This window comes from Pseudoduganella dura (genome assembly GCF_009727155.1).
GTDB classification, from domain to species: domain Bacteria; phylum Pseudomonadota; class Gammaproteobacteria; order Burkholderiales; family Burkholderiaceae_D; genus Rugamonas; species Rugamonas dura.
The window spans coordinates 880,166-902,504 of the sequence record NZ_WNWM01000002.1; the positions used below are offsets into that span (position 1 = coordinate 880,166).

General features: G+C 66.8%; 15 protein-coding genes, 1 pseudogene and 1 riboswitch. Of the genes and pseudogenes, 4 read left to right on the forward strand and 12 right to left on the reverse strand.

Translation table 11 applies throughout. The annotated features are described in order from the left end of the window. Positions 1-152 precede the first annotated feature (152 nt). Genes GJV26_RS04045 through GJV26_RS04055 form a run of 3 tightly spaced genes read right to left on the reverse strand, consistent with a single transcriptional unit; the run spans position 153 to position 5,367 of the window. Complete coding sequence (locus tag GJV26_RS04045) at positions 153-482, reverse strand: DUF2149 domain-containing protein (protein ID WP_155707704.1); 330 nt, start codon at positions 480-482, stop codon at positions 153-155. After that, a complete protein-coding gene (locus tag GJV26_RS04050) occupies positions 479-958 on the reverse strand; it encodes a MotA/TolQ/ExbB proton channel family protein (protein ID WP_155707705.1) in 480 nt (159 codons plus the stop codon). The genes GJV26_RS04045 and GJV26_RS04050 overlap by 4 nt, the downstream gene beginning before the upstream one ends. Continuing rightward, the gene (locus GJV26_RS04055) at positions 955-5,367 is read right to left on the reverse strand and encodes a cobaltochelatase subunit CobN (protein WP_229419163.1); all 4,413 of its coding nucleotides are present in this window, start codon (positions 5,365-5,367) and stop codon (positions 955-957) included. Before GJV26_RS04055 ends, GJV26_RS04050 begins: the two co-directional genes overlap by 4 nt. A 99-nt stretch (positions 5,368-5,466) precedes the next feature. Further along, positions 5,467-5,683: riboswitch (cobalamin riboswitch) on the reverse strand. A gap of 223 nt (positions 5,684-5,906) precedes the next feature. On the opposite strand from GJV26_RS04055, the gene GJV26_RS04060 reads away from it, so the two are divergent. Next, the gene (locus GJV26_RS04060; protein WP_155707706.1) at positions 5,907-8,012 is read left to right on the forward strand and encodes a putative bifunctional diguanylate cyclase/phosphodiesterase; all 2,106 of its coding nucleotides are present in this window, start codon (positions 5,907-5,909) and stop codon (positions 8,010-8,012) included. 76 nt (positions 8,013-8,088) lie between these two features. Here the strand turns inward: GJV26_RS04060 and cynS are convergent, their stop codons facing one another. Next, the gene (gene cynS / locus GJV26_RS04065; RefSeq protein ID WP_155707707.1) at positions 8,089-8,532 is read right to left on the reverse strand and encodes a cyanase; all 444 of its coding nucleotides are present in this window, start codon (positions 8,530-8,532) and stop codon (positions 8,089-8,091) included. A gap of 490 nt (positions 8,533-9,022) precedes the next feature. Between cynS and GJV26_RS04070 the strand changes: the two genes are divergently transcribed. Further along, positions 9,023-10,015: a tetratricopeptide repeat protein gene (locus GJV26_RS04070; protein ID WP_155707708.1), complete on the forward strand. Its 993-nt coding sequence runs from the start codon at positions 9,023-9,025 to the stop codon at positions 10,013-10,015. A 208-nt stretch (positions 10,016-10,223) separates the two neighbouring features. Here GJV26_RS04070 and GJV26_RS29865 read toward each other — a convergent pair whose 3' ends face one another. Beyond that, positions 10,224-10,982 carry a PEPxxWA-CTERM sorting domain-containing protein gene (locus GJV26_RS29865; protein ID WP_216643107.1) on the reverse strand — a complete coding sequence of 253 codons (759 nt, stop codon included), beginning with the start codon at positions 10,980-10,982 and terminating at the stop codon, positions 10,224-10,226. A gap of 345 nt (positions 10,983-11,327) precedes the next feature. Between GJV26_RS29865 and GJV26_RS04080 the strand changes: the two are divergent. Then, positions 11,328-11,558 (forward strand): annotated as a pseudogene (locus tag GJV26_RS04080) (IS3 family transposase); the annotation flags it as partial. Here the strand turns inward: GJV26_RS04080 and GJV26_RS30660 are convergent. Together GJV26_RS30660 and GJV26_RS04085 are read right to left on the reverse strand one after the other, a co-directional pair. Next, positions 11,550-11,924 (reverse strand): DUF5990 family protein, encoded by a 375-nt coding sequence (locus GJV26_RS30660; RefSeq protein WP_371866443.1) that lies wholly within the window; start codon positions 11,922-11,924, stop codon positions 11,550-11,552. The pseudogene GJV26_RS04080 and the gene GJV26_RS30660 sit on opposite strands and share 9 nt — an antisense overlap. Continuing rightward, positions 11,885-13,201 carry an MFS transporter gene (locus tag GJV26_RS04085; protein ID WP_155707709.1) on the reverse strand — a complete coding sequence of 439 codons (1,317 nt, stop codon included), beginning with the start codon at positions 13,199-13,201 and terminating at the stop codon, positions 11,885-11,887. The genes GJV26_RS30660 and GJV26_RS04085 overlap by 40 nt, the downstream gene beginning before the upstream one ends. A gap of 413 nt (positions 13,202-13,614) precedes the next feature. Here GJV26_RS04085 and GJV26_RS30070 point away from each other — a divergent pair, with 413 nt between their 5' ends. Continuing rightward, positions 13,615-14,037 carry a hybrid sensor histidine kinase/response regulator gene (locus GJV26_RS30070; RefSeq protein WP_229419164.1) on the forward strand — a complete coding sequence of 141 codons (423 nt, stop codon included), beginning with the start codon at positions 13,615-13,617 and terminating at the stop codon, positions 14,035-14,037. 7 nt (positions 14,038-14,044) lie between these two features. Here the strand turns inward: GJV26_RS30070 and GJV26_RS04095 are convergent, their stop codons facing one another. From GJV26_RS04095 to GJV26_RS04115, 5 genes are all read right to left on the reverse strand, one after another. Beyond that, the gene (locus tag GJV26_RS04095; RefSeq protein WP_155707710.1) at positions 14,045-15,040 is read right to left on the reverse strand and encodes a LysR family transcriptional regulator; all 996 of its coding nucleotides are present in this window, start codon (positions 15,038-15,040) and stop codon (positions 14,045-14,047) included. 220 nt (positions 15,041-15,260) lie between these two features. Next, on the reverse strand, positions 15,261-16,166 hold the full coding sequence (locus tag GJV26_RS04100; RefSeq protein ID WP_229427899.1) for an alpha/beta hydrolase: 906 nt from the start codon (positions 16,164-16,166) through the stop codon (positions 15,261-15,263). Between the two features lie 2 nt (positions 16,167-16,168). Continuing rightward, complete coding sequence (locus tag GJV26_RS04105; protein WP_189441665.1) at positions 16,169-17,419, reverse strand: amidohydrolase family protein; 1,251 nt, start codon at positions 17,417-17,419, stop codon at positions 16,169-16,171. A gap of 101 nt (positions 17,420-17,520) precedes the next feature. Next, positions 17,521-20,892, reverse strand: a complete 3,372-nt coding sequence (locus GJV26_RS04110) for a glycosyl hydrolase (RefSeq protein WP_229419165.1) — start codon at positions 20,890-20,892, stop codon at positions 17,521-17,523. A 14-nt stretch (positions 20,893-20,906) separates the two neighbouring features. Continuing rightward, the gene (locus tag GJV26_RS04115; RefSeq protein ID WP_155707712.1) at positions 20,907-22,280 is read right to left on the reverse strand and encodes a family 1 glycosylhydrolase; all 1,374 of its coding nucleotides are present in this window, start codon (positions 22,278-22,280) and stop codon (positions 20,907-20,909) included. Positions 22,281-22,339 lie beyond the last annotated feature (59 nt).

Consider the following 22,339-nt stretch of genomic DNA (forward strand, 5'->3'; position numbering starts at 1 on the left):
AGCGAAGGCGGTGCTTTCACCGTGATCGCATCGGCGCAACAGCCGCCGTGCAGGGTTGACCGGGCGGGCGCGGCGCCGGCACGGCCGTGTTGCGGCGCAGCGAAAAAGCGGCGCGGTTTGCCGGCGCCCCTGCCTTCCGGCGCCGCCAGCGCCTATTTCTTCAGCGCCGGCTGCCCCGGTTCGATCAGCACCAGCTTGCCCGTCTTCGGGTCGCGGTAGACTTCGCCCACGCGGTCGTAGCCGCTGCCGGCCTGCGTGACGCCGGCGGCGGGGCGCTCGATCTGCCGCCCCTTCTCCACCGGCTGCGGCGCCTTCAGCGCGCCCTGGCTGCCGGCGATCGCCGCGATCAGGCCGCACGCGAACACCAGCATCACGTCGACCAGGTTCACCAGGCTGGCACGCGGGTCTTCGTCGCCCGCATCGAACCGGTCGTCGAGATGGGAGTACAGGCGCAGGCGCCTGCGGCCGGGTTTCGCCGTCATGCGCGCTGCCCCATCGATTCCACCGGCCGGTCTTCCATGGCGTCCTCCATCGCTTCCAGCGTCTCCTCGTACCAGCGGCGGCGCAGCTTGCCGATCACCAGGCCGCCGATGCCGGCCACGAGGCCCAGCACCGTGGCGTCGAACGCAACGGTGACGGCGCTGGCCAGTTGCGCGGGATCGCCGGCGCCCAGCGCGGCCAGCCCGGGCCCCAGCGGAATGATCGTGGCCATCAGGCCCAGCATCGGCGGAATGCGTGCCAGCAGGTCGGCCCGCTCGAGGCGGTGCCGGGCGATCGCCTGCACCTGGGCGATATTGCCGCCGGCGCGCAGGCGGCGCAGGCCGTGGAAGCGTTCGCCGACGGCGATGCCGGCCTCGATCACCGCGATGGCGCAGCCCAGCAGCAGCGCGGCCAGCGACGGCATCAGCAGCCAGCTGACCGCATCGTGCAGCCAGCCGAAGGAATGGGGTTCGATCATGTGAATCTCCTGGAAATGTGAGGAACGGTGCGGCCGCGCCACAGGCCCGCCGAGAAAAGCGCGAGCCCGGCCGCCAGCATGGCCAGCAGCCTGGCGACCGTGACGCCGGGCACTTGCGCGGCGACCTGGGGATGCAGTTCATAGGCGCGCGGCGCGGGTGCGGCGTCGGCCGGTGTTTCGGGGCGCATCTGTGTCGTTGACGCTTGCGTCCTGCTATCGGCCGGGGGCGGTGCCGGGGCCGCCTGCGGCTGAGTTCGTGTCAGGGTTCCTGACCCCATGACACGGGCTGAGCCGTTATCGGCGGCCGGCAACAGGTCGCCGCGCGCCCTGGCGAGGGTAATGCCGAGCGCCTGCGCGTCGGCGCCGTCGAGCTGCGGCGCCAGCCATCGCCACATCGGGTGGCCGGGCGCGGCGTGGCCGCTGCCGGGCAGGCCGTTGGCGGCCACCAGCCGCGCCAGCTCGCCGCCCAACCGCCGGATCGTGGCGGGATCGGTCTTCCAGTAGCCCTTTTCGGCGGCCACCATGAAGATCGCCAGCATGTGCGCCTTGACATGGGCGTTGTGGCGCTGGCCGAGGAATTGCGGCAGCCCGAGGTTGCGGGCATCGTCGAAGTACACCGACTTCACTTCGTCCCACGCCCAGTTCTTCACCAGGTCGGGCCGCGTCACCTGCCAGCCCCACAGGTTTTCCAGGAATTCCTGGCCCATCGTGCGGGCGCCGGCATAGCCATGGTCCATCAGCGGCTTGAGCCACGCGGGATTCAGGAAGCGGCCGCGCAGCTCGCCCAGCAGCGCGGCGGCCAGCGGCTCGACATCGGCGCGGCCGGGCTGCGCGTGCTGCAGGATCAGCGCGTCCGGCACGCGGCCGGTGCGGCCTTCGACCGCCAGCGACAGGCCGCCCAGGTAATCGAACGCGTCGTTGTTGTCCAGCAGGCCGTACAGGTTGCTGGCGCGGCCGTGGTAGGTGCGGGCGATGCCGTCCAGCGCCGCGTCGAATGCCGCATGCTGCGCCTCGCCGCCCGCGTCGAGGCCATACGCGTGGCCCATCCGGTTGCGGTAGGCAGCGCCGATTTCATCGCGCTCGCGCCATGCCCCCGAACGCTCGGTCAGGCGGTTGACGCCGGTGCCATAGGCCCCCGGCGCATCGCCGAACACGCGCTGCGCGGCGGCGCGGCCAGCCTCGGACCCCGGCTGGCCGGCACGCACCAGCGCGCGATACCGGGCCAGCCATTCGTTCGCGACCCGGTTGCCGGCCACGGGTTCGCCGCCCCATTCGACGCTGCCGCCCAGCGGCGCGAGCGCCGCCTGCAGCGCCTCGCGCAACGCCGGGTCCTGCCCGGCCAGTGTCCCGGCCGATGCCGCCAGGGCAAGCCGGCCGGCGCGGTCGATCAGCCGGATCAGGTTCGGATACAGGTCGCGGAACAGGCCGGAGGTGGTCACCAGCGCATCGCGCCGCTTCGCGCCGGGCCTGAGGCGCACGCCGGTGACGATGCCGCGCGCGTTCCACTCCGGCTCGGCGCCCATCATCGCCAGCGCGAACGCCACCATTACGCCTTCGTCGCGCACCGCGTCGGAGGCCCACAGGATGATGCCTTCGCTGCCGGCGGCATCGGGAGCGCGCGCGATCGCCTTGTCGGCCAGGCTCGCGCCGAGCTGGTAGCCGAGCCTGGTCGGCAGCAGGTCGCCGTCGACCGCGTGGAAATTGCGGCCGGTCGGCAGCGACTCGGGCGAGCGCAGCGGATCGTTGCCCTTGCCGGGCTCGATGTAGCGGCCGTCCAGGCCGGCCAGCAGCGCCTTCATTTCGAGGCGGGGCGAATCGGCCAGCTTCGCGGCGACGGCGGGATCGTCGATGCCGCCCTTCTTCATCGACCCGAGCATCAGGTCGATCGATTCCTGCCGCCACGGCCGGCCGAAGACGTGCAGCCCGTGCGGCATGAATTTTTCCTGCAGCTTGGTCAGATAGTGGCCGATCTCGTGGGCCAGCAAATCGTCGTCGGCCGCATCGTAGCCGATGCCGCGCACCGCCAGCACATCGGCCATCGACGCTTCCAGCTCCGCCTTCAGGTTCAGCGCCGCCACGCGTTCGCGCATCAGGCCGGCCGCCTGCGTCTTCAGCGATTCCGAGCTGGCCGCCTCGTAGCTTTCCACCACCTGGCGCAGCGCCAGCAGCTCGTCGTACAGCGGCGTGCTGGCCAGCGGCGGCGTCAGGTGGTCGACGATCACGGCCAGCCCGCGCCGCTTGGCCTGCGTGCCCTCGCCGACCCCGTCGACGATGTAGGGATAGATCCCCGGCAGGTCGCCGGCGATCAGGCTCGGGTAATCGTCGCTGGCGAGCCCCACCGCCTTGCCGGGCAAGAATTCGTATGTCGAATGGCGGCCCACGTGCACCAGCGCATCGGCCTTGAAACGGTCGCGCACCCAGTGATAGAAGCCGAGGTACTGGTGCGGCGGCGTGATGCTGGTATTCGCATGCAGCAGTTCCTCGTCGACTTCCCAGCCGCGCGGCGGCTGCGGGCCGATGAACACGTTGCCGAACACGAGGCCCGGCACCAGGAGCCTGCCGCCGTCCACCATGACCTTGCCGGGCGCGCTCCCCCACCCTTTCAAGCCTTCGATGCCATAGCCGGCCACCTTGCGGCTCAGCCGTTCCAGTGCGGCGCAACGTCGTGCCGCGCGCACGTCGAGGCAGGCGCGGTAGCCGTCGCCCAGCGCGGCCAGGTCGCGGATCGCGGCCTCGCGCAGCGGATGATCGGCGCCCTCGACCAGGTGCTGCAGCTCCTTGACGATGACGTCCACCTGCTTGCGGCCCAGCAGCCATTCGCCGGCCGCTTCCGCTTCCAGCACGTCCACGTGCAGGCGGCCAAGAAGGCCGTTCGTCATCTCGCCCTGCACGCGCGGCGGCAGCGTGGCGAACCAGCGCGCGTACTCCGCGGCGGTCAGGCTGTTCACGCTGCCGGCCAGCTCGCGCAGCGCGGCGCGGTCTTCCGGCAGGTTGACGCCGTGCGCCATGATCCGGTCCAGCAGCGCCCCGGGCGACGCCGGCAGGTCGCCGACTGTGTAGCCGGCGTCCTTCATCGCGTGCAGCATGTCGAACAGCGAGGCCGGCACGTCGAGGTTGTCGGCGCCGATGTTCTGCCGGCCCGGCGGATGGTTGTAATAGATCAGCGCCACGCGCTTGTCGCGGTTCGGCTTGTCCCGAAGGGCCAGCCAGCGCGTGACGCGGCCTGCCAGTCGCGCCGTTTCATCGGCCAGCACCACCGGCGGCCGGTTCTCGATGCCGGTCAGCCTGTCGCGCTGCGCCTGCCCCAGCGCAGCCACCACGATCGGCTGGCCGATGCCCTGCAGTTCCGGCAGCGCCACGCGGTATTGGACGGAATCCGGCGGCAGGCCGTCCGGCGACAGGCGCCATTGCAGCGCCGTGCGGTCGGACAGCCGGATGGCCTTGAATACGGGGACATCGAGCCGCCTGAAGGCGTCCGCCACGGCTTCGCGCCCTTCGGCCGCGCCCACCACGAAATCCTGCAGCACGACCAGCGCCGCCGGCCGGGCCGGCGCGACCAGTTCCGGCAGACGCTCCAGCGCTTCGCGCGACGCGCCGCCCCAGCGCGTGAGCACCTGCACGCACGGCTGCCCGCCGGCCTCGATGCGGCGGCACACCGCGGCCGGCACGGCGGCATCCATGTTCGCCAGGTCGAGCACCACCACGGTGGGCCGGGCCGCCAGGCCCAGCCGCGCGCCGTTGCCCCACGCCGCGGCATCGGCCAGTTCGCGCCCGCCGGCGCGCACCCGTAACGTCGGCTCCGGCCGCGGCCCCGCCAGCGGCGCGGCCGGGTGCAGGCGATGGGCGAACAGCGCTTCGGTATTGTCGACGCCGCCGGCCTGCCACACGCGCCGCGCCGCGAGCCAGCGCATTGCAGCCGGGTGGGCCTGCGCCGCCGCCAGGGCGGCCGGCGACGGCGCCTCGGCGGACAGGTCGCGCAGCGTTTCGGGCGGAAAATCGCGCATGGTGCGTTCCTTGTCACCGCCGGGTTGGCCGACCGCTTCGCGGCTCATCAGGCTCAGGCCCGCTTCGCCGTTGAACGCCAGCACCGCCGTCCTTGCCTTCGCATGGCGCGCCAGCGCATCCTTCAGCCGCTGCGCCGGATCGCCGAACAGGGACACGGCAAGGATGGTGTCGGCCTGGCCGACCAGCCGCGCCGCCTCCTGGTCGCCGGTGGCCATCCACTGTGCCGGCGTGCGCAGCACGATGCGGTCGTTCGGGTGCCGGGCGAGATGGCGGTGCGCCGCCTCGATCGCCACCGGCGCGGCGCGCTCGGTGACGACGGCGAACAGCGTGGCGGCGTACCCGCGCGCGCAGGCGGCGATGCACAATAGCGCGGCCAGTGCGCGCACGAATGGGGAAATGCTCAAGGTAGTCCGACCGTCCCGACCGTTTCCCGGCCGGCGCCTGCGGCAACCGGAAGGAACAGGCGATGAAAACGCAACAGGCAGGACCCCTCCCCGGGCCCGGCACATCCATTGCAAACGGCCGGTCTTCTGGCTTGCCGTCGTCCTTCCCGGTTCGTGCCTTCCCGTGCGCTGCACAGTGGCGGTTGAACCGGGTCGTCAGGCTTACAGCAGCGGGGGCTGCGCCGGACTGGCGGGGATCGACATCCCGCGCATCACCGGCTTCCCGTTTCACCCCCTGGCCGAAAGGCGGGAGGGCACCGTTTGCTCAAGCGGCGGATTCTACAGGCAATGATGGCGGTTTGTCACGACGGCCGCGGCGCTGACAAACAACACACGCTGGCGAAAAGACAGTCACGATATTTCCTGATGGCATTGATTGGGGTATAGTCATCGTGACCTGGACAATTCACCGATACCAGGCCCGCTTTCCGTTGCCACCCTTGCCGCCGCAATCGTTGTCCACAACATTCGATCGTCGGCGCCTCTCCTTATTCCTGCCGATGACTGCACAAACCTCCGATCTGATGTACCGCCTGCTGGTGCAGGGCGTGGTCGACTACGCGATCTACACGCTGACGCCCGAAGGCATCGTGTCGAACTGGAACGCGGGCGCGCAGCGCGCCAAGGGCTACACGGCGGGCGAGATCGTGGGCCGGCATTTCGAAGTGTTCTACAGCGCCGAAGACCGTGCCGCGGGGCTGCCGGCGGCCGCGCTGGCAACCGCGCGTGCCGAATCGCGGTTCGAAGCGGAAGGCTGGCGCCTGCGCAAGGACGGCACGCGGTTCTGGACCAGCGTGGTGCTCGACGCGATCCATGACGACGACGGCAAGCTGGTCGGCTTCGCCAAGATCACGCGCGACATCACCGAGCGCCACCAGCAGCAGCTGAAACTGATCGAGTCGAAGGAGCTGGCCGAACAGTACAGCCAGCAGATGGCATCGCTGTCGCACTTCCTCGAATCGGTGATCGCCAACATCCCCGCCAGCGTGCTGGCGCAGGACGTGGGCACGGGCGAGATCCTGCTGGCCAACGGGCAGGCGCGCCGCCTGTTCGCCGGCACGGATGCCGGCAGCAGCGCCGACCTGAAAGGCCGGCGCATGCGCGACTGCCTCGATGCGGACGTTGCGCAATATATCGAGCGCCTGGCGGCGGCTTCGGCGGGCGGCCAGGCGACCGACGACGGTCTGGTGCAGACCCCGCTCGGCCCGCGCACGCTGCGCAGCCGCACGGTGGTGGGCAGCCGGCCCGACGGCGAGGGCGACTATATCCTGATCATCACCGAAGACGCGACCGACGAACTGGCCGCCTATGCGCAGATCCACCACATGGCCCAGCACGACGGGCTGACCAACCTGCCGAACCGCACCTATTTCCACGAGCGCCTGGCAGCCGCGATCAGGGACAGCGCGCAAGAGCACACCCATGCGGCGATCCTGTGCCTGGACCTGGACAACTTCAAGAACATCAACGACGCGTTCGGCCACGGCTTCGGCGACAAGATCCTGCTGACGCTGGCCGGCCGGCTGAAGAAATGCCTGCGCGAGCACGATACGCTGGCCCGTCTCGGCGGCGACGAGTTCGCGGTCGTGATTCCCCGCGTGCGGCGGCTGGAGGAAGCGGAGCAGGCGGCGCAGCGCCTGATCGACGCGGTGGCGCCGGCCTTCGCGGTCGATGGCCACAGCTTCTCGGTGGGCCTGTCGATCGGCATCGCGATCTCGTCGCCCGACGGCAGCACGGCCGAGCAGTTGCTGCGCTTCGGCGACATGGCGCTGTACGAAGCCAAGCGCAACGGCCGCAACCGCTATGAACTGTTCCGCCCCGAGCTGGAAGCCGCGTCGCGCGTGCGCCGCCAGATGGAAATCGACCTGCGCCGCGCGCTGCACCGCGGCGAACTGCAGATGCATTACCAGCCGATCATCGAAAAGGAAGGCTGCCGCATCTGCGGCTACGAAGCGCTGATCCGCTGGCACCACCCCGTCAGGGGCCTGGTTGCGCCGATGGAATTCATCCCGCTCGCCGAGGAAACCGGCCTGATCCACGAACTGGGCGCCCGGGCGCTGAACCTGGCATGCCAGGAAGCGGCGACCTGGAGCAACGGCGAAACCATCGCGGTGAACCTGTCGCCCGTGCAGTTCAAGAGCACCGAACTGGTGAAGACGGTGGCGCTGGCCCTCGAGGATGCGGGCCTGGCGGCCGGACGGCTGGAACTGGAAATCACCGAGTCGGTACTGCTCGCCAATACCGACGGCAATATGCGTACGCTGCAGGCCCTGAAGGCGCTCGGCGTGCGCATCTCGCTCGACGATTTCGGCACCGGCTATTCGTCGCTGAGCTACCTGCGCTCCTTCCCGTTCGACAAGATCAAGATCGACAAATCGTTCGTGCGCGACATGGGCGAAAGCCGCGAGGCGATGGCGATCATCCGCGCCATCATGGGTTTGTCCAGCAGCCTGCTGATCGAGATCATCGCCGAAGGGGTCGAGACCGAGGAGCAGTTCCGGCAACTTCAGGACGAAGGCTGCTCGCACTTCCAGGGCTACCTGTTCGGGCGCCCGGTGGCCGCCGAGCATCGGGTAGTGGCGATCGAGGAACGGCGCGCCGCCTGAGCCTCCGCCTCTGCGCCACCGCGGAACATGACAGCGCCCGAAGCGCACCATGCCGGTGCACCGCGGACGGCAGTGCTCAGTACGTCTTGTAAGGCAGGAACTTGCCGGACATCGTGATGCTGACCCGGTCGCCGGCCGGATCCGGTTCGCGCTGCATGTCCATCCGAAAATCGATGGCCGACATGATGCCGTCGCCGAATTCCTCGTGGATCAGCGCCTTGAAGGTGGTGCCGTACACGCTGACCAGCTCGTAGAAGCGGTAGACCAGCGGGTCGGTCGGCACGGCCGTCGGCAGCGAACCGCGGTACGGCACCTGCTGCAGCACCAGCACCGCCTCTTCCGGCAGGCCGAACACCTCGCCGACGATCGCCGCCTGGCGCGCATCGAACGTCATCTGACCCAGGCAGCCGGCCGTCACCCACTCCTTCGACAGGCCGACCTGCGCGGCGACGTCGCACCATTTGATACCATTGCGGATCTTGGCGGTCATGATCATTTCGGTGACGTCGGTGCGTTGCATGTTTTGTCCTTTGGGATGGGTGGAAAGTAATGTGGCAGCGGGCCGCGGGCATTGGGCCCGGCCAACCCCGGGTTGCCATCACCAACGAGCAGCATTTATCGTGCCAGATGAAGCCGCACTACCGGAACTTCACCATAAGGGTCGGCTGTGCGCCGTCTTGAGCCGATCAGGACGCCCGGCCGTCGAAGCCCGAGCGCACATCGGTTACGCCGGCCGCAAATCAGATCGGGGTTATTGCGGGCAGGCCGGATCATCCGGGCAGCCCTTCCAGGACTGCTGCCGGCATTGCCGGATTGGCCCTGGCTTCGATTCGTCTGCATAGACGGCAGTAGGCCGCAACGGGGCTGCAATCAAGGGGTGTTTCTCAAGACAATAACCCCAAAGCGGATGGCCAATAGCATGGGGGTCTCGTTACAGTTACACAATGCCATATTGCCACATGGAAACTTGTGAGATAATGTTCTAACTTTTGTCCACTGAGCTATTGAAGATGCGAGTCTCCCAAATCTGGCGATCTGTTTTTACTTGTTCGATCATCTACATTTTTATGGCGGCAGCAGCCAACACATCGGTAGACGCCAACGCATCAGAGAAGCAGGCACCGCTGAAAGCCAGTACAGCGGCCTCGACCGTTGATCAGCGCTCATTAGAAGAGCTCGAAGTACTCGCCCGTACTGGAGACGCTGGGGCAAACTATACCCTCGGGGTACGCTACGCTAAAGGTCTTGGGGTGTCCGCAGATCCCATCAAAGCTTTTTCCCGGATGCGTTCCGCTGCACATCAGGGGCACCCGGATGCGCAAACTGCTGTTGGGCTCTATTATCTTTTCGGCACCGGAACGAAAGCCAGTCCGCAGGATGCAGTCAAATGGCTTAGCTCTGCCGCGACACGGGGAAATATTGAGGCCCAAGGGATACTAGCGGAAATTTATTTTTATGGAACTGGTGGTACAGCCAAGAATCGGAAAGAGGCTCTCAAATGGGCTGTGGCAGCCGCAAAGCAAGGAGATCCGGAATCTCAATACAATCTAGCGGTCTTGTATTCGCAAGACGACGCAAAGACGGCCAATCACGCTGAAGCCGTGAAGTGGTATAAAGCAGCTGCTAACCAGGGACATCTCGATGCGCAGATGCAAGTCGCGGTAGCCTATCTTGAAGGGCACGGCGTTACCCCCGACTTCAATGAAGCCTATCGGTGGTTGAAGCCCCTGGCGAAACAGGGTAATTCGTCGGCTCAGACAAGACTTGGTTTCATGTATCAAAATGGTAAAGTACCCGGGCAAAGCGCAGGTTCTAGCAGAGCGGAAATCTGTTTTTATCGCGCTGCAAAGCAAGGGAATCCAGAGGCGGCAGTTCAGTTTCGGCGTTTTGCGAGCGAAAACCCAGGTTTTGCCGAGGCAATTGCTGCCGCATCCATATCGACGCCAAATAACACCATGACTCAGGGCGAGTGGGCAATGCCTCAGCTTGCAAACTGCGAATAGCTTATTTCCCGTCCAGTCAAGTGATAATTTGATGCATCCCGCAATCGAAGCGGGATTGGGTCGCATACGAAGACACTTACGGTTTCGTAATTCTTTGCTTACCGCTTGGGGCCGGCTTGCCAACGCTGCGTGAATGGGCGCCCAACCTCCCGCAGTAGCATTGGGCGCGCCGTATTGCACGGCGCTGTACGCCGTCAATATCGAACGGTCAGCCGGGACGGCGAGCTAAGCGCCGCCGGCGAAATGCACCGCCAATGACTCCGAGGCCGATGATCAGCGTCGCCCAGGACGCGGGTTCCGGGACTGGAGAAAGGATGACGTTATCAATGGCAAACTCCGGGAACTCCTGTCCACCGGTGATCGTCAAGGAATGGATGTTGGTGAAATCCTCAAATTTGAAAGTTGAAAATGCGTCAGCCGCCTCCGCGTCGATGAGAATCGTACTCGTTACGACGCCATTGAGACCGGTCGCAGTCAACGTCAGAGTCACGGGCTTGTCGTTGCCAAGAAAAGTCTTGGCAACATCCAATGAAATCAAAGAGAACATTTCTGCATCAGGGCGATTGATCGTCACACTACTCTCGTTAAACAAATAAAAAGCAGTGGTTCCGTTGGAGGCGCAACCAGGGCTACACATACCCAAATGGTCCGCAGGGTCGTCAAGGAGATAAAAGCCGAATGGACTGATTGACGAGTAATTTACCCTGAAATTATCCTCGAGAAAGCTGTACGGATAGTAGCCGTAACCGCCGTCCTGAGACTCAAAATCGATTGTTTCCGCATGAGCGGACGTCGCTAAAATGCAGGCCGCAAGAGCAAGCAATGCTTTTCGAGTTGCTTTTTGAATCATTGTTAGTCCCTTTGTAAAATGAACCGGCGCCACCGATGCCCATCCGGGATCAGCCGCGCCGCATCTATCAGGAGCACGGTTACGCTTGGCTGCTAGAACACCAAGAATGCCGAACAACGCGCCCTCGTACGTCGGCTGAAGTGCCACTAATTTCAGGCATTCCTCGACGGGTTATACAGACATACCCCTAATCGCCGTGATGCCGGCGAACGTATAGCTCTATACCTGTTGGCGCGCAGGAGAAGCACCGATACTTAATTTTTAATTAAGAGATGCCTTGGCCATTCTCGATGGCTAATAACTTGCTGTCAAAGACAATAAAATATTATTTTGTAACAAAGTGCTGTGTGGAATTTGCAGCTCTGCCAAAGGAAATAGAAGACAGTTGAACCGCCGCTTCGGTGCACGGCAATGAATCGCCCCGGGTTTTCCAGAGGCTCCATCGTTTGAGAGAATCCAGCCATGAAGAAACAACCCAAATACTCCCCTGAGGTCATCGGGCGTGCCGTGCGCATGGGCGGCGGGGCAGCCAGCGATTACAGCTCGCAGTGGGCAGCGATCGAATCCGTTGCAGGCAAGACAGGCTGCACGCTGGAAACGCTACGTCGCCAGGTACGGCAGCAAGACCGCGACGCTGGCCAGCGCCCCGTCCCGACCACCGCTGAAAAAGAGCGCATCAACAGTTCAACCAGGATGTTTCCAGCTCAAGCAGATAAACCGTGTCGACGGTGTGCCGTGAACGAATGGGCCGAAGACGTCCAGGCTGTCTCCTGCCTTGTTGCGCATCTGGACCACGCACCTGGATTCGAACGAGCCGTCTTGCATGCGTAAGCCTTCATGAACACACTGGTTTTTGTCTTGAATACCTGCTGTTGCTGGCTCATCAAACGAAGGCAGCGACTTGCAGAACAGGGAAACCTGCATGTCACGAGGGAATTTACTCATCCGAGTCCGCGGCAGTATGTACGGTTTATGGTCGGCCTGCGTCGCATGAAAAGCAGAGCACGACGCTCCGAAGCCTATTCCAGCACCCGGTTCCGCGACTCCATGTCCACGCATGCAATGGCCACCGCCCCGGCCAGCAGGAACGCCGCCAGCATCGCCAGCGCCAGCGTGAAATGCGTGGCCATCACGGGTGCCACGATCGCCGGCGCGAACAGCCCGCCGAAGCGCGCCACGGCACCGGCGGTGCCCATGCCGCTGGCCCGCAGATCGGTCGGGTACACCTCGGGCGTGAACGCATACAGCGCGCCCCACGTGCCCAACAGCGCAAAGCTCATCAGCAGGGTCGAGCCCACCACCAGCGCGGTGGACGTGCCCAGGCTGTAGCACATGCAGCCGGCGGCGCTGAGCACCAGGAAGCCCACCAGCGTGGGCTTGCGCCCCCAGCGTTCCACGCCATAGGCGGCCAGTGCGAAGCCGGGCAACTGCACCAGGGCAAGCACGATCAGGAACACCTGGCCACGCATGAAGGCGAAGCCTTCCGCGCCCAGCTTTACCGGCAGGTACACGAACACGCCGTAGTAGGCGATGGAAATGAGGCCCCAGGCGATGAACAGCGCGATGCTCCGGCGCCGCAGGCGCGTCGAGAACAGCGCGAAGACGGACTGGCGCGGCGCGTTCTCCGCCCGCAGTGGCGGCAGGTCGGCGCTGCGGCCGTTCGCCGTGGCCACGCGCACCAGTACCTGGCGCGCCTGTTCCGGCTTGCCGCTGCGGCTCAGGTACATCGGCGATTCCGGCACATACAGGCGCAGCACGACGCCGACCAGCGCCGGCAGCCCGGTGACGAGGAAGATCACGCGCCAGGCATCGTCGCCCCACCCCACGGCCACCAGGGCCAGGATCGCCAGCAGGATCGTGCCGACGGCCCAGAACGATTCGAGCATCACGAGCCAGCGGCCGCGCCTGTCGCTGGGCAGGAATTCCGCCATCATCGTGTAGTCGACAGGCAGCGTGCCGCCCACGCCGATGCCCGTCAGGAAGCGCAGGGCCAGCAGCCACGTGAAATCGGGCGCGAAGGCCGACGCCACGCCGCAGCAGGCGTCGACGATCACCGCCGCCATCAGCACCGGGCGCCGCCCGATCCGGTCGGCCAGCCGGCCGAAGGCGAAGGCACCGACCAGCATGCCGATGAAAAAGAACGTGCCGGTCTGCAGCGCCTGCGGCACCGCCAGCCCGAAGGTCTTCGCGATCGACGGCGCGGTGAAGCCGATCGACAGCACCTGCATCGCGTCGGCCATCCAGACCAGGCCGAAAATCACGAACAGGCGGTACTGGAACCTGCCGACGCCCGCAGCGGCGATCCCCTGTTCGACGGTAATGGGTAAAGCGGACATAAATCTCCCTGGTCTTTCGGTAATGGCAGCGGCGACAGCGGGAACCCGCGCTAGGCCTGCCCTTCGGCAATTTTATCGGGTAACCGGCAATTACTGATTTACAATATGCGGACGATCACTACGGTCGTTCCAATCCTGCCCGTAAAACACCCATATCCTCTCCCAGCGCCCCCCCCCGATCAACCACGACCTCAGCTGGCTGTCCGGCGGCGGCGAGATGGGCGCGCTGATCCGCGCCATGGACTGGTCCGGCACGTCGCTGGGACCGCTGGAGGGCTGGCCGCAGAGCCTGCGCACCTCGGTCAGCCTGTGCCTGTCGTCCACCTTCCCGATCCTGGTCGCATGGGGCGGACGGCATCCAGATCCACAACGACGCCTACCGCCCGATCTGCGGCGACCAGCGTCCACGCGCGATGGGCGGCGCGTTCAGGCAGGTGTGGGCCAGCGCGCTGCCCGTGGTGGGCGATGCGTTCGACCGCGCCCACCGCAATTCGCTGCGCCTCCTGAAACTGGTCAACTCGCTGCTGGACTTTTCCCGCATCGAGGCCGGCCGGGCGACGGCCACCTACGTGCCGCTCGACCTGGCGCGGCTGACCACCGACCTGGCCGGAGTGTTCGATTCGGCGATGGAAAAAGGCGGGCTGCAATACCGGATCGACATCGAAGACCTCGGCGAGCTGCAGCAGGCCATGCTGGTGGCGCTGACCGGCTGGGGCACGGAACAGGACCGGCGGCGCTCGCGCGAAGCCGGCCTCGATGCCCGTCTCACCAAGCCGGTGGACCTGGCCAGCATCGACGCGTTGCTGCGGGAAGCGGCGGCGCAGCGCGCGAACTAGCCGGCCTTCAGGCCGTTTCCAGTGCCGGCAACCGCATTGCCGGCATGGTTTCCAGCGCGTTGGCGCCGTGCGGCGACTTCGGCAGCTCGCCGTTGGCCGGCATGCCCCGCCCGATTTCCAGCATGATGCCGCGCAGCCAGATGTGGCAGGGATCGTTTTCCTGGAAGCGGTGCCATTGCAGGCATTCGGCCATCGGCGGCAGCGCGTAGGGCAGCGGCAGCACGCGGATCGGCAGGCGCCGCGCGCAGGCCAGCGCCAGGCGCGTGTGCATCGTCGCCACCAGGTCGGTGCCGACCAGCGCGGTGGCCATGCTGGTGAAATCGGCGGTCACCACGCGGATGCGCCGGTTCACGTTCTGCGCCTTCAGCAGCAGTTCTTCCATCGTCGGCGAGCGGGGCCGGCCCAGCATCGGCGCGATATGCGGCAGCCGATCGTAGGTGGCCGCATCGAGAACGTCGCCGACCTGGGTATTGCCCTCCCAGATCACGGCGCAGTAATGGTCTTCGAACAGCGTTCGCTGCGGGTGCTCGGGGTCGAGGAAATGGCGCGGGATGATGAGGAAATCGTTCTCGCCGCGGCGCAGCTTCTCGGCCGCGTCGTCCGCCAGCGGCACCAGGTCCAGCGTCATGTTCGGCGCATCGCGCAGCACGCGGGCCACTACCTTGTTCAGGAACACCTCGGTGGCATAGTCCGACACCATGATCTTCATGCAGCGCGTTTCGCGCGCCGGGTCGAACGTGACGCGGATGCCCACGGTGGCGTGCACGTGCAGGATCAGGTCGCGCACCGGGCCCACCAGCTGCCGGCCCAGCACCGTGAGCTCCATGTTGCGGCCCACGGCGGCCAGCAGGTCGTCCTCGAAGAATTCACGCAGCCGGGCAAGCATGCCGCTCATGGCCGACTGGCTGACGTTGACGCGGGCCGCGGCCCGGGTGATGTTCTGTTCTTCCAGCAGCGCGTCGAGCGCCAGCAAAAGATTCAGGTCCAGCCTGTTGAATCGCATGTTGTTGTCTCCTTTTTATGACTCATTGCTGCTTTTTATCCTCCCACTGTATGTTTTTTTATCGTGCGTGTCACTAGCAAAGTGCGCGGGAAATGCGTAAGGATGTGTGAAGAAGCGTGTGAAGAAACGTGTGCAGAAGCGTTTGAAAAAGCGAGTGCGGAAGTAGCGTAGCCGGGCCCGCGTGCGCCGCGCAGGCCCGGTCACGCAACAGCCGGGAAAATCAGGCCTGCGGGTCGCGCACGAAGGCCAGCAGAGGGCCGGCGAGCGCATCGTCGCCGCTGTTGATGGCATACACCTGCGTCAGGTGATTATGGTTGCGCACCACCGAGATCTTCGGCTGGAAGCCGTGCCGCGTGACCAGCGTGGCGAACAGCTCCCCGGCCTGCGCCTGCATCTGTACCGGGTCCAGCTCCGCGTAGCTGATCGCCAGCGGGAACGGCGCCGCGTCGGCCAGCGCCACCGTCGACATGGCCCGGTACGCCGTGAAATCGGTGCCGAAATACGCTTCGTTGCGCGGGTCCGGCGTGGCGATGTTCAGCTGGCTGCGCGCCAGCAGTTCCAGTTCCGCGTTGTAGACGCCGGAAGCGAGAAAGGCGCCGGCGATCCTCAGCCCTTCGGCCGGGTGGAAACGCCGCACCAGCGTGGCCGCAGCCACGTGCGCCGCGCCGGCCGATTCTCCGGCCATCACGATGTGATCGGGATCGCCGCCGTGTGCCGCCGCATGCGCCCTCGCCCACGCCAGCACCGCTGCCGCGTCCTCGGCGCCGGCCGGCCAGCGGTGGCGCGGGCCGAGCCGGTAATTCGGCAGCACCGCCAGCACGCCGTGGCGCGAGAAATAATCGCCGACGGCGGCGCGGTCGGCCTTGTCGCCACGGATGAAGCCGCCGCCGTGCAGGAAGATCACCACCGGGGCCTTGTCCACTCCGCCGAGCGGCAGGTAGACGTCGAGCCGGTGCCGCTCATCGTCGCCGTAGGCGATGTCGCGGAGCACTTCGCCGCCACGCGGCGCATTGGCCAGCAGCGGCGCATACAGGTTCTTCGCGAAGGCGGGATCGATCACGGGCCCGGCGGCGCGGATCGCCTTTTCCAGCTTGCGCATATCCGGCGCATTCACGTTCGCATTCACTATTACGCTCCCGCCAGCCCGGCCAGCGCCGGGTCCTTGTGGAAGCGGCCGTCCTTCATGATGGCGCGCAGGCGCTTGCGGTCCTGCATCACCCTCACGTCCGCCACGGGGTCGCCGTCCACCAGCAGCAGGTCGGCCAGGAAGCCCGGCTTCACCTGGCCCAGTTCGTCGCCCATGCCCATCAGCTCGCCGCCCAGCAGCGTGGCGGCCGACAGCACCTCTTCCGGCGTGTAGCCGAAGTGCTCGACGAACAGTTCGAGGTCGCGCGCATTGCGGCCGTTCGGGTTGAACGGAAAGCCGTAGTCGCCGCCGGGCAGCACCTTCAGGCCGCGCCGCTTCAGTTCCGGCACCAGCTTCTTCTGCAGCGCCAGCACCTCGGCCGCGCTGGTCTTCATGTGCGTCATGTCGAAATGCGGCGGTGGAGTGGCGTCGAGCGTGGCCTGGATGATGCCCACGGCCGGCGCGATGAAGATCTCGTCGCGTTTCGCTTCCAGCAGGTCGAGCGCTTCGCTGTCCGCATAGGTGCAGTGGTACAGCACGCGAAAGCCCGCGCGCAGGCCCATCTTGACCGCCTCGTTGGCCTGCGCGTGGCAAGCGAGCCACACGCCCGATTCGCGCGCCTGTTCGCCGGCGGCGCTGGCTTCTTCCTGCGTGTACAGCAACTGCTGCGAAGCACCCGGCATCAGCGCATCCTCGCCGGACAGCAGGAACTTCACGGACTTGGCGCCGATCGATGCGCATTCCTTGACGAACGCGCGAACCGAATCGGGCCCCTTGCCGTGATCGGCCACCTGGCCGGGATCGAGTTCGTCGATGGTCGGCGGCGAGCGCTCGATCGACGAGGCCACCAGCCGCGGACCGGGCATGCCGCCGCTCGTGATGAACGTGTTCAGCACCACTTCGACCGACTTGCTCAGCGAGCCGGCCGAATAGGCGCTCGTGAAGCCATGGTCGAGCAGGATACGGGCGTTGCGCGCCGTCGTCAGCACCAGGTCTTCCGGCGGCAGCGCCATGCCGGGCACGAAACGCTCCACCGAACTCGGCCACGACAGGTGCGCATGCGCCTCCACCAGCCCCGGCATCAGCGTGCCGCCCTGCCCGTCGATGACGCGGTCGCCGGCCTGGGGCTCGATGCCGCGGCCGCCGTCGGCGACCTCGCTGATGCGGTTGCCCTCCACGCGCACGGCGCCGGTGCCGGGCCGCAGCTGGGCGCCGTCGAAGATGCGTACGTTGTTGAAAATGATTCCGCCCACTTTTGTCTCCTGAATATTCGAATTGATGTCCCAGCTTAGTGGGGCCGCCGGCATCGCCAAAGCCTTGTTTGGCGATACCAGCTATCGCCTGCCTTCATTGCCTATTTGCTGGCCTGCACCCGCAGCGTGACCGGCCCGATCAGTCCGGAAGGACGCAGCGGCGCATCGGCCCGGTACGTCGGCGCGGCGGTGAACGTGACCTTCTGCGCGCCCGGTTGCGCATCGCCGACCAGGCGGTTGACCCACAGGTTGGCCACCCTGACTTCCACGGTGTTGGCGCCCGCGACCACCAGCGAGCCGATGTCGACTTCGTAAGGCTGTTTCCAGGCGATGCCGGCAGACTTGCCGTTCACGATCACTTCCGCCACGTCGCCCACCCGGCCGAGATCGATCTTCATCGGCATGCCGGGCCCTGCCCCGTCCGGAAGGGTGAAGCCGCGCCGGTACACGCTGATTCCCGAGAAATACTTCACCCGGGGATCGGCACTGTCGGCCAGGGAACCCAATGCGCCGGCGGCGATCGCTCCCGGGGCGCCGAGGCCGTCGAAACCGATCTGCCATCCGCCGTCCAGCGTCGCGGCCCGGGTCCATGCCGGCGTCGCGATCGTTGCGGCCGGGCCGGCGGCCGCTTTGCGGAACACGACGAAGACCGATTCGTTCGCGCCCAGCGACAGCGGCACCGCCGTCCTGTTGTCCTGCGTGCGATAGCTTGCCGGTTCGCTGCGCCCGCTGTCGGCATGCCAGAACTCGGGGGCCTTGCCGCGCACGTTGAAGAGCGCCTCCGTGCCGACCGCCGCAGCGGTGCGGTTGGAAATGAAGTACACGTCGCCGTCGTCCAGGCGGCGGTGCACGAAAGAGAGCTGCGCGGCGCCGGTGCCGAAGTCGACGTCCGGCGCCTGGCCGAGCGTGCCCAGCGCCGCTTCCACGTCGCGGCCGTTCACGACGCGGCCCTTGCCGACAAAGGTCGCGGCACCGTTGCTCCACATGCGCCTGGCCAGCGCAGCGAACCGCCGGGGATCGTCGCCGAGCGCCGGCGAGCCCTCCGGCGCCTCGCCGACGATCGTCGCGCCCTGCGTCGCCAGCGCATGCAGCCTGCGCAGCGTGGCCAGCGTCATCCTGCGGCTGGAGCCGCCCAGGAACAGCACGCGGTAGCGCGCGCCGCTCTTCGCGACCAGGTCGCCGTCCTTCACGGACAGCGCGTCCGCGAGGGCGTCGGCATTGACGAAATCGTACGCGTACCTCCGCGGCGCGTCGGCCGGCTGCCCGGCCTTGTACAGCGTGACCAGCGGCGCCTCTTCGCCGTAGAAGTACGCCACGTCGGCGTAGAAGCGCCCCTGCTGGAGCAGCCAGGCGCCGCGGGCCATGTAGTCCACCCACGGGCGCGCCATGCCGGCCCACGTTTCGTTCCGGTTGAAATACTGGCCGAAGATCGCCAGCGACAGGCCCGGCTTCCTGTCCTCGCCCAGCGGCTGGTGCACCGACGTGTGGATCACCGGCAGGTTGACGCCGCTGGCGAATTCCGTGTCGATCATCGGCCGCAGGTCGGCCGGGGCGAACGCCCATGGCGCCATGGCGCTCGTCATCGATTCGGCCGCCACCAGGTTCTGGCCATAGATGTGCGAGACCGAGGCGGCGCCCCGCATGTCGGCGATGGCGGTCGGGTTCGGGCCGAGATCCGGGCGGTACGTCCACATCGCCGCCATCGGGATATCGGCGTGGCGGCGCATCGCCATGTCGTCGCCGAGCGAGACCCTGGCGCTTTCCAGCGCCTCGCCGTAGACCTTCATGCCCCGTTCGCGGGCGACGGCCGCCACGGTGCCGTAGTGCTCGCTGGCGACCAGGTCGGCCAGCGTGCGGCGGTAGTCGTACAGGAAGGCGTCGGTGCGGGCGCGGTTGCCGATGACGAGGCCCGTCAGGGCCGGCAGCCACGGTTTCGCATCGTAGCCGCGCAGGCGCCTGAACTGCTCCAGCAGGCGCGGCGTCCAGTTCGACGTACCGACTTCGGTGCTGTCGGTCACGATGGCGCGCACGCCGCGCTTGCCGATCATGTCCTTGCCGACCGCGCTTTCATAGTTTCCCAGGTAGGTCTGCAGGTAGCGGCGCACTGCCTGGCCGTCGTATTTGTCGACTTCCAGGCCGGTGGCCTCGGGCGTCGCCGGGTGGTTCTCGATGCCGGTCAGCGACCAGCCGAGCCGCACGACCTTCCACTTGCCCCTGGGCGGCGTCCACCGCAGCGTGCCGTCGGCGCCCACCCTGGCGGTCAGGTCGATGACCTGCGACGGGGCCGTGCCGGCCTCGCCCGGATCGGCGGCGGCATCGAGCGCGTGGTAATCGGCCACCGTTGCAAAACCGGCCTTGGCCTCGAACCCGTTCACCCTCGGCTCGGCCGACAGGACAAGCTGGGTCAACCTGAGGTTTTTCGGCTTGGCCATCGCCGCGAACGGTCCCGTGTCGGCGCCTGGCACCGGCATGAAGCCCGGATTGACGACCGGCGGCGTGGGCTTGATCACGACGCGGAAGTGCGCCGCCGTGACGGGTGCGAAGCCGGCCGTGGCCGGTACCAGGGACAGGGGCAGGTCGCCGGCCTTGCGCCATGCCTGCCCGTCCGTACTCGATTCCAGCACCGACGTATAGGCCGCGCCCTCGAAAATGGTCCCGACGCCGGCCACGAAGAGCGTGGCCGAGCGCACCGTGCGGGGCGCCGGATAATCGAGCGTGATGACGATCGCGCCGTCGGCGGCCGGTGGCGCGATCTCGACAATGTCGGCGTTGCCCGGCGCCGCCAGCTTGCCCGCGTCGAGCGTCCTGTCGCCGAGGCGGACGGACGGCAGGCCGGTGGCCCATTCCCCGGCCGGCCAGGCATAGACGGCGATATCGCCGCCTGACCGCGGCAGCGTCTTCGCATCCGGCACGTGCCCCATGATATCGGGCAATACGAACAGGTCCTGGAACGGCCCGCTGGTGCCCGGCACGGGCGCCAGCTTCACGTCGAGCGGCGCGCCGCCTTCGACGACGGTTTCGGACCAGACGACCTTCTTCATCCCGTCCTTCGCCGGCACCCACGGCCCGCCCGTTTCGCTCCAGCCCGGCGAAGCGGCGATGCCGAATTCCAGCTTGTTCCGCTCCGCCAGTTGCGCGGCGAACCTGAACGCTTCCTTCCACCCGGGATCCATGTAGGCCAGCCGTTTTGCAACGACCTGCGGCGTCATCATCTCGGCGTCGAAGTTCTGCAGGCCGCCCAGGCCCGAGCGCGCCATCCACTCGATATCCTTCCGGATGCCTTCCTTCGTGACATTGCCGTTCAACCAGTGCCACCAGACGCGCGGGCGCGCCGTGTTCGGCGGATCCTGGAATTCGCGCAGGTCGAGCGCGGCAACCTCGGCCACCGGGGCCAGCGTAGCGAACGTGCCGATCACGGCCAGGCTCATCATGGCGCGGCGCGCGTGCCCGGCCATCGTGGATTTCTTGTCCATGCGGCGTGCTCCGTTCAGATGCGGTTGGCCCTGGCGATCCTGCCCAGCACCGCGAGACTCGGCTTGGCTGTGCGCTTCATCGTCTTGCGGTCCACGTCGATCAGGCCGAAGCGCGGACCGTAGCCGAAGATCCATTCGAAATTGTCCAGCAGCGACCAGTGGACGTAGCCGCGCACGTCGATGCCGTCCTTCAGCACATTGGCCACGCCGGCGACCGCCGTGTTGATGTACGCCACGCGCTGGCTGTCGTCGTCGGTGGACGTGCCGTTTTCCGTGACGTACAGCGGCACCTTCACGTGCTGCGCCGTGTAGCGCAGCGTCGCTTCCAGCGCCTGCGGGTAGTACTCCATGTGGGCCGACGTCATCACCGCATCCTTCGGCGGCGGCAGCACGCCTTCCGGCCCGACCAGCTCGCGCGTATAGGTCTGCACGCCGAAGAAATCGCCGTGCTCGGAAATCGCCTTGAACCATGGCTCGTAGGCGATGGCGCGCTTGCGGTCGCGCATGGCCGGGTCGCCGACGGCCTGGTCGTCCGCGATCGCGATCGAGAAGCCGACCGGCAGTTGCGGCCGTGCGGCCTTGATGGCCTGGTAGGCCGCGGCATGGCCTTGCAGCAGGCCGGCCTGGATCTTGTCGAGATCGCCGAACAGCCAGGCGGAGAACTTGTCGGAGCCGGATGCGCGCGCGGCGCTGGCCAGCATGCCCTTCATGCGCGGGTTGTCGGCCATGCCGGACAGCGGGCCGGGAATGCCGAACAGCAGCCGCGGCAGGTTCGGCTCGTTGAACGTGGTGGCGTAGTCGATCAGGTGGCCCAGGTGGCGCGCGACCTTGTCGCAGTAGCGCGCGAACAGCCCGGCGGCGCCTTCCGCTTCCCAGCCACCCCGCGCGGCGAACCAGCGCGGGTTGACGAAGTGGTTGAAGCTGACCATCGTGCGCACGCCGCGCTTGCGGCACGCTTCCAGCACGTCGCGGTAATGCTCCAGCGCGGCAATCGAGAACAGGCCCTCCACCGGCTCCACGCGCGCCCATTCGATCGAGAAGCGGAACGTGTTCAGGCCCGCCTGCGCCAGCATGCCGATATCCTGGTCGAACAGCCGGTAATGGTCGACGCCGGCGCCGGATGGCTCCTTGAACTCCGTCGGCTGCACGTTTTCCAGCAGCCACGCATCGCTGTTGACGTTGTCGCCCTCGGCCTGGTGGCCGGCGATCGCCGCGCCCCACAGGAAGCCTTTCGGGAACGCACCTTTTGCCTTGGTCGCGGCGGAGGTGGCGGCGGCGGCGGCGCCGGGCAGCATCGCGGCGCCGGCCAGGGCCGTGCCGAGACCCAGCAGGGTGCGGCGGCGCGGGCTGTCCGGGATGTTGTCGTCGTTCTTGAACTGTTCGGTCATGCTTGTCTCCGTTATCGGTTGTCGTGCTTTTCCAGCATATGTCCAGATGCTGCTCTTGC

What these genes read in the sequence shown, in the direction of transcription:
- GJV26_RS04110 (WP_229419165.1), bottom strand. Translation starts at nt 20,892, where the DNA reads ATGGACAAGAAATCCACGATGGCCGGGCACGCGCGCCGCGCCATGATG.
- GJV26_RS04095 (WP_155707710.1), bottom strand. Translation starts at nt 15,040, where the DNA reads ATGCGATTCAACAGGCTGGACCTGAATCTTTTGCTGGCGCTCGACGCG.
- GJV26_RS04045 (WP_155707704.1), bottom strand. Translation starts at nt 482, where the DNA reads ATGACGGCGAAACCCGGCCGCAGGCGCCTGCGCCTGTACTCCCATCTC.
- GJV26_RS04070 (WP_155707708.1), top strand. Translation starts at nt 9,023, where the DNA reads ATGCGAGTCTCCCAAATCTGGCGATCTGTTTTTACTTGTTCGATCATC.
- GJV26_RS04060 (WP_155707706.1), top strand. Translation starts at nt 5,907, where the DNA reads ATGACTGCACAAACCTCCGATCTGATGTACCGCCTGCTGGTGCAGGGC.
- GJV26_RS30660 (WP_371866443.1), bottom strand. Translation starts at nt 11,924, where the DNA reads ATGCGTGGACATGGAGTCGCGGAACCGGGTGCTGGAATAGGCTTCGGA.
- GJV26_RS30070 (WP_229419164.1), top strand. Translation starts at nt 13,615, where the DNA reads ATGGGCGGCGCGTTCAGGCAGGTGTGGGCCAGCGCGCTGCCCGTGGTG.
- GJV26_RS04115 (WP_155707712.1), bottom strand. Translation starts at nt 22,280, where the DNA reads ATGACCGAACAGTTCAAGAACGACGACAACATCCCGGACAGCCCGCGC.
- GJV26_RS04085 (WP_155707709.1), bottom strand. Translation starts at nt 13,201, where the DNA reads ATGTCCGCTTTACCCATTACCGTCGAACAGGGGATCGCCGCTGCGGGC.
- GJV26_RS04050 (WP_155707705.1), bottom strand. Translation starts at nt 958, where the DNA reads ATGATCGAACCCCATTCCTTCGGCTGGCTGCACGATGCGGTCAGCTGG.
- cynS (WP_155707707.1), bottom strand. Translation starts at nt 8,532, where the DNA reads ATGCAACGCACCGACGTCACCGAAATGATCATGACCGCCAAGATCCGC.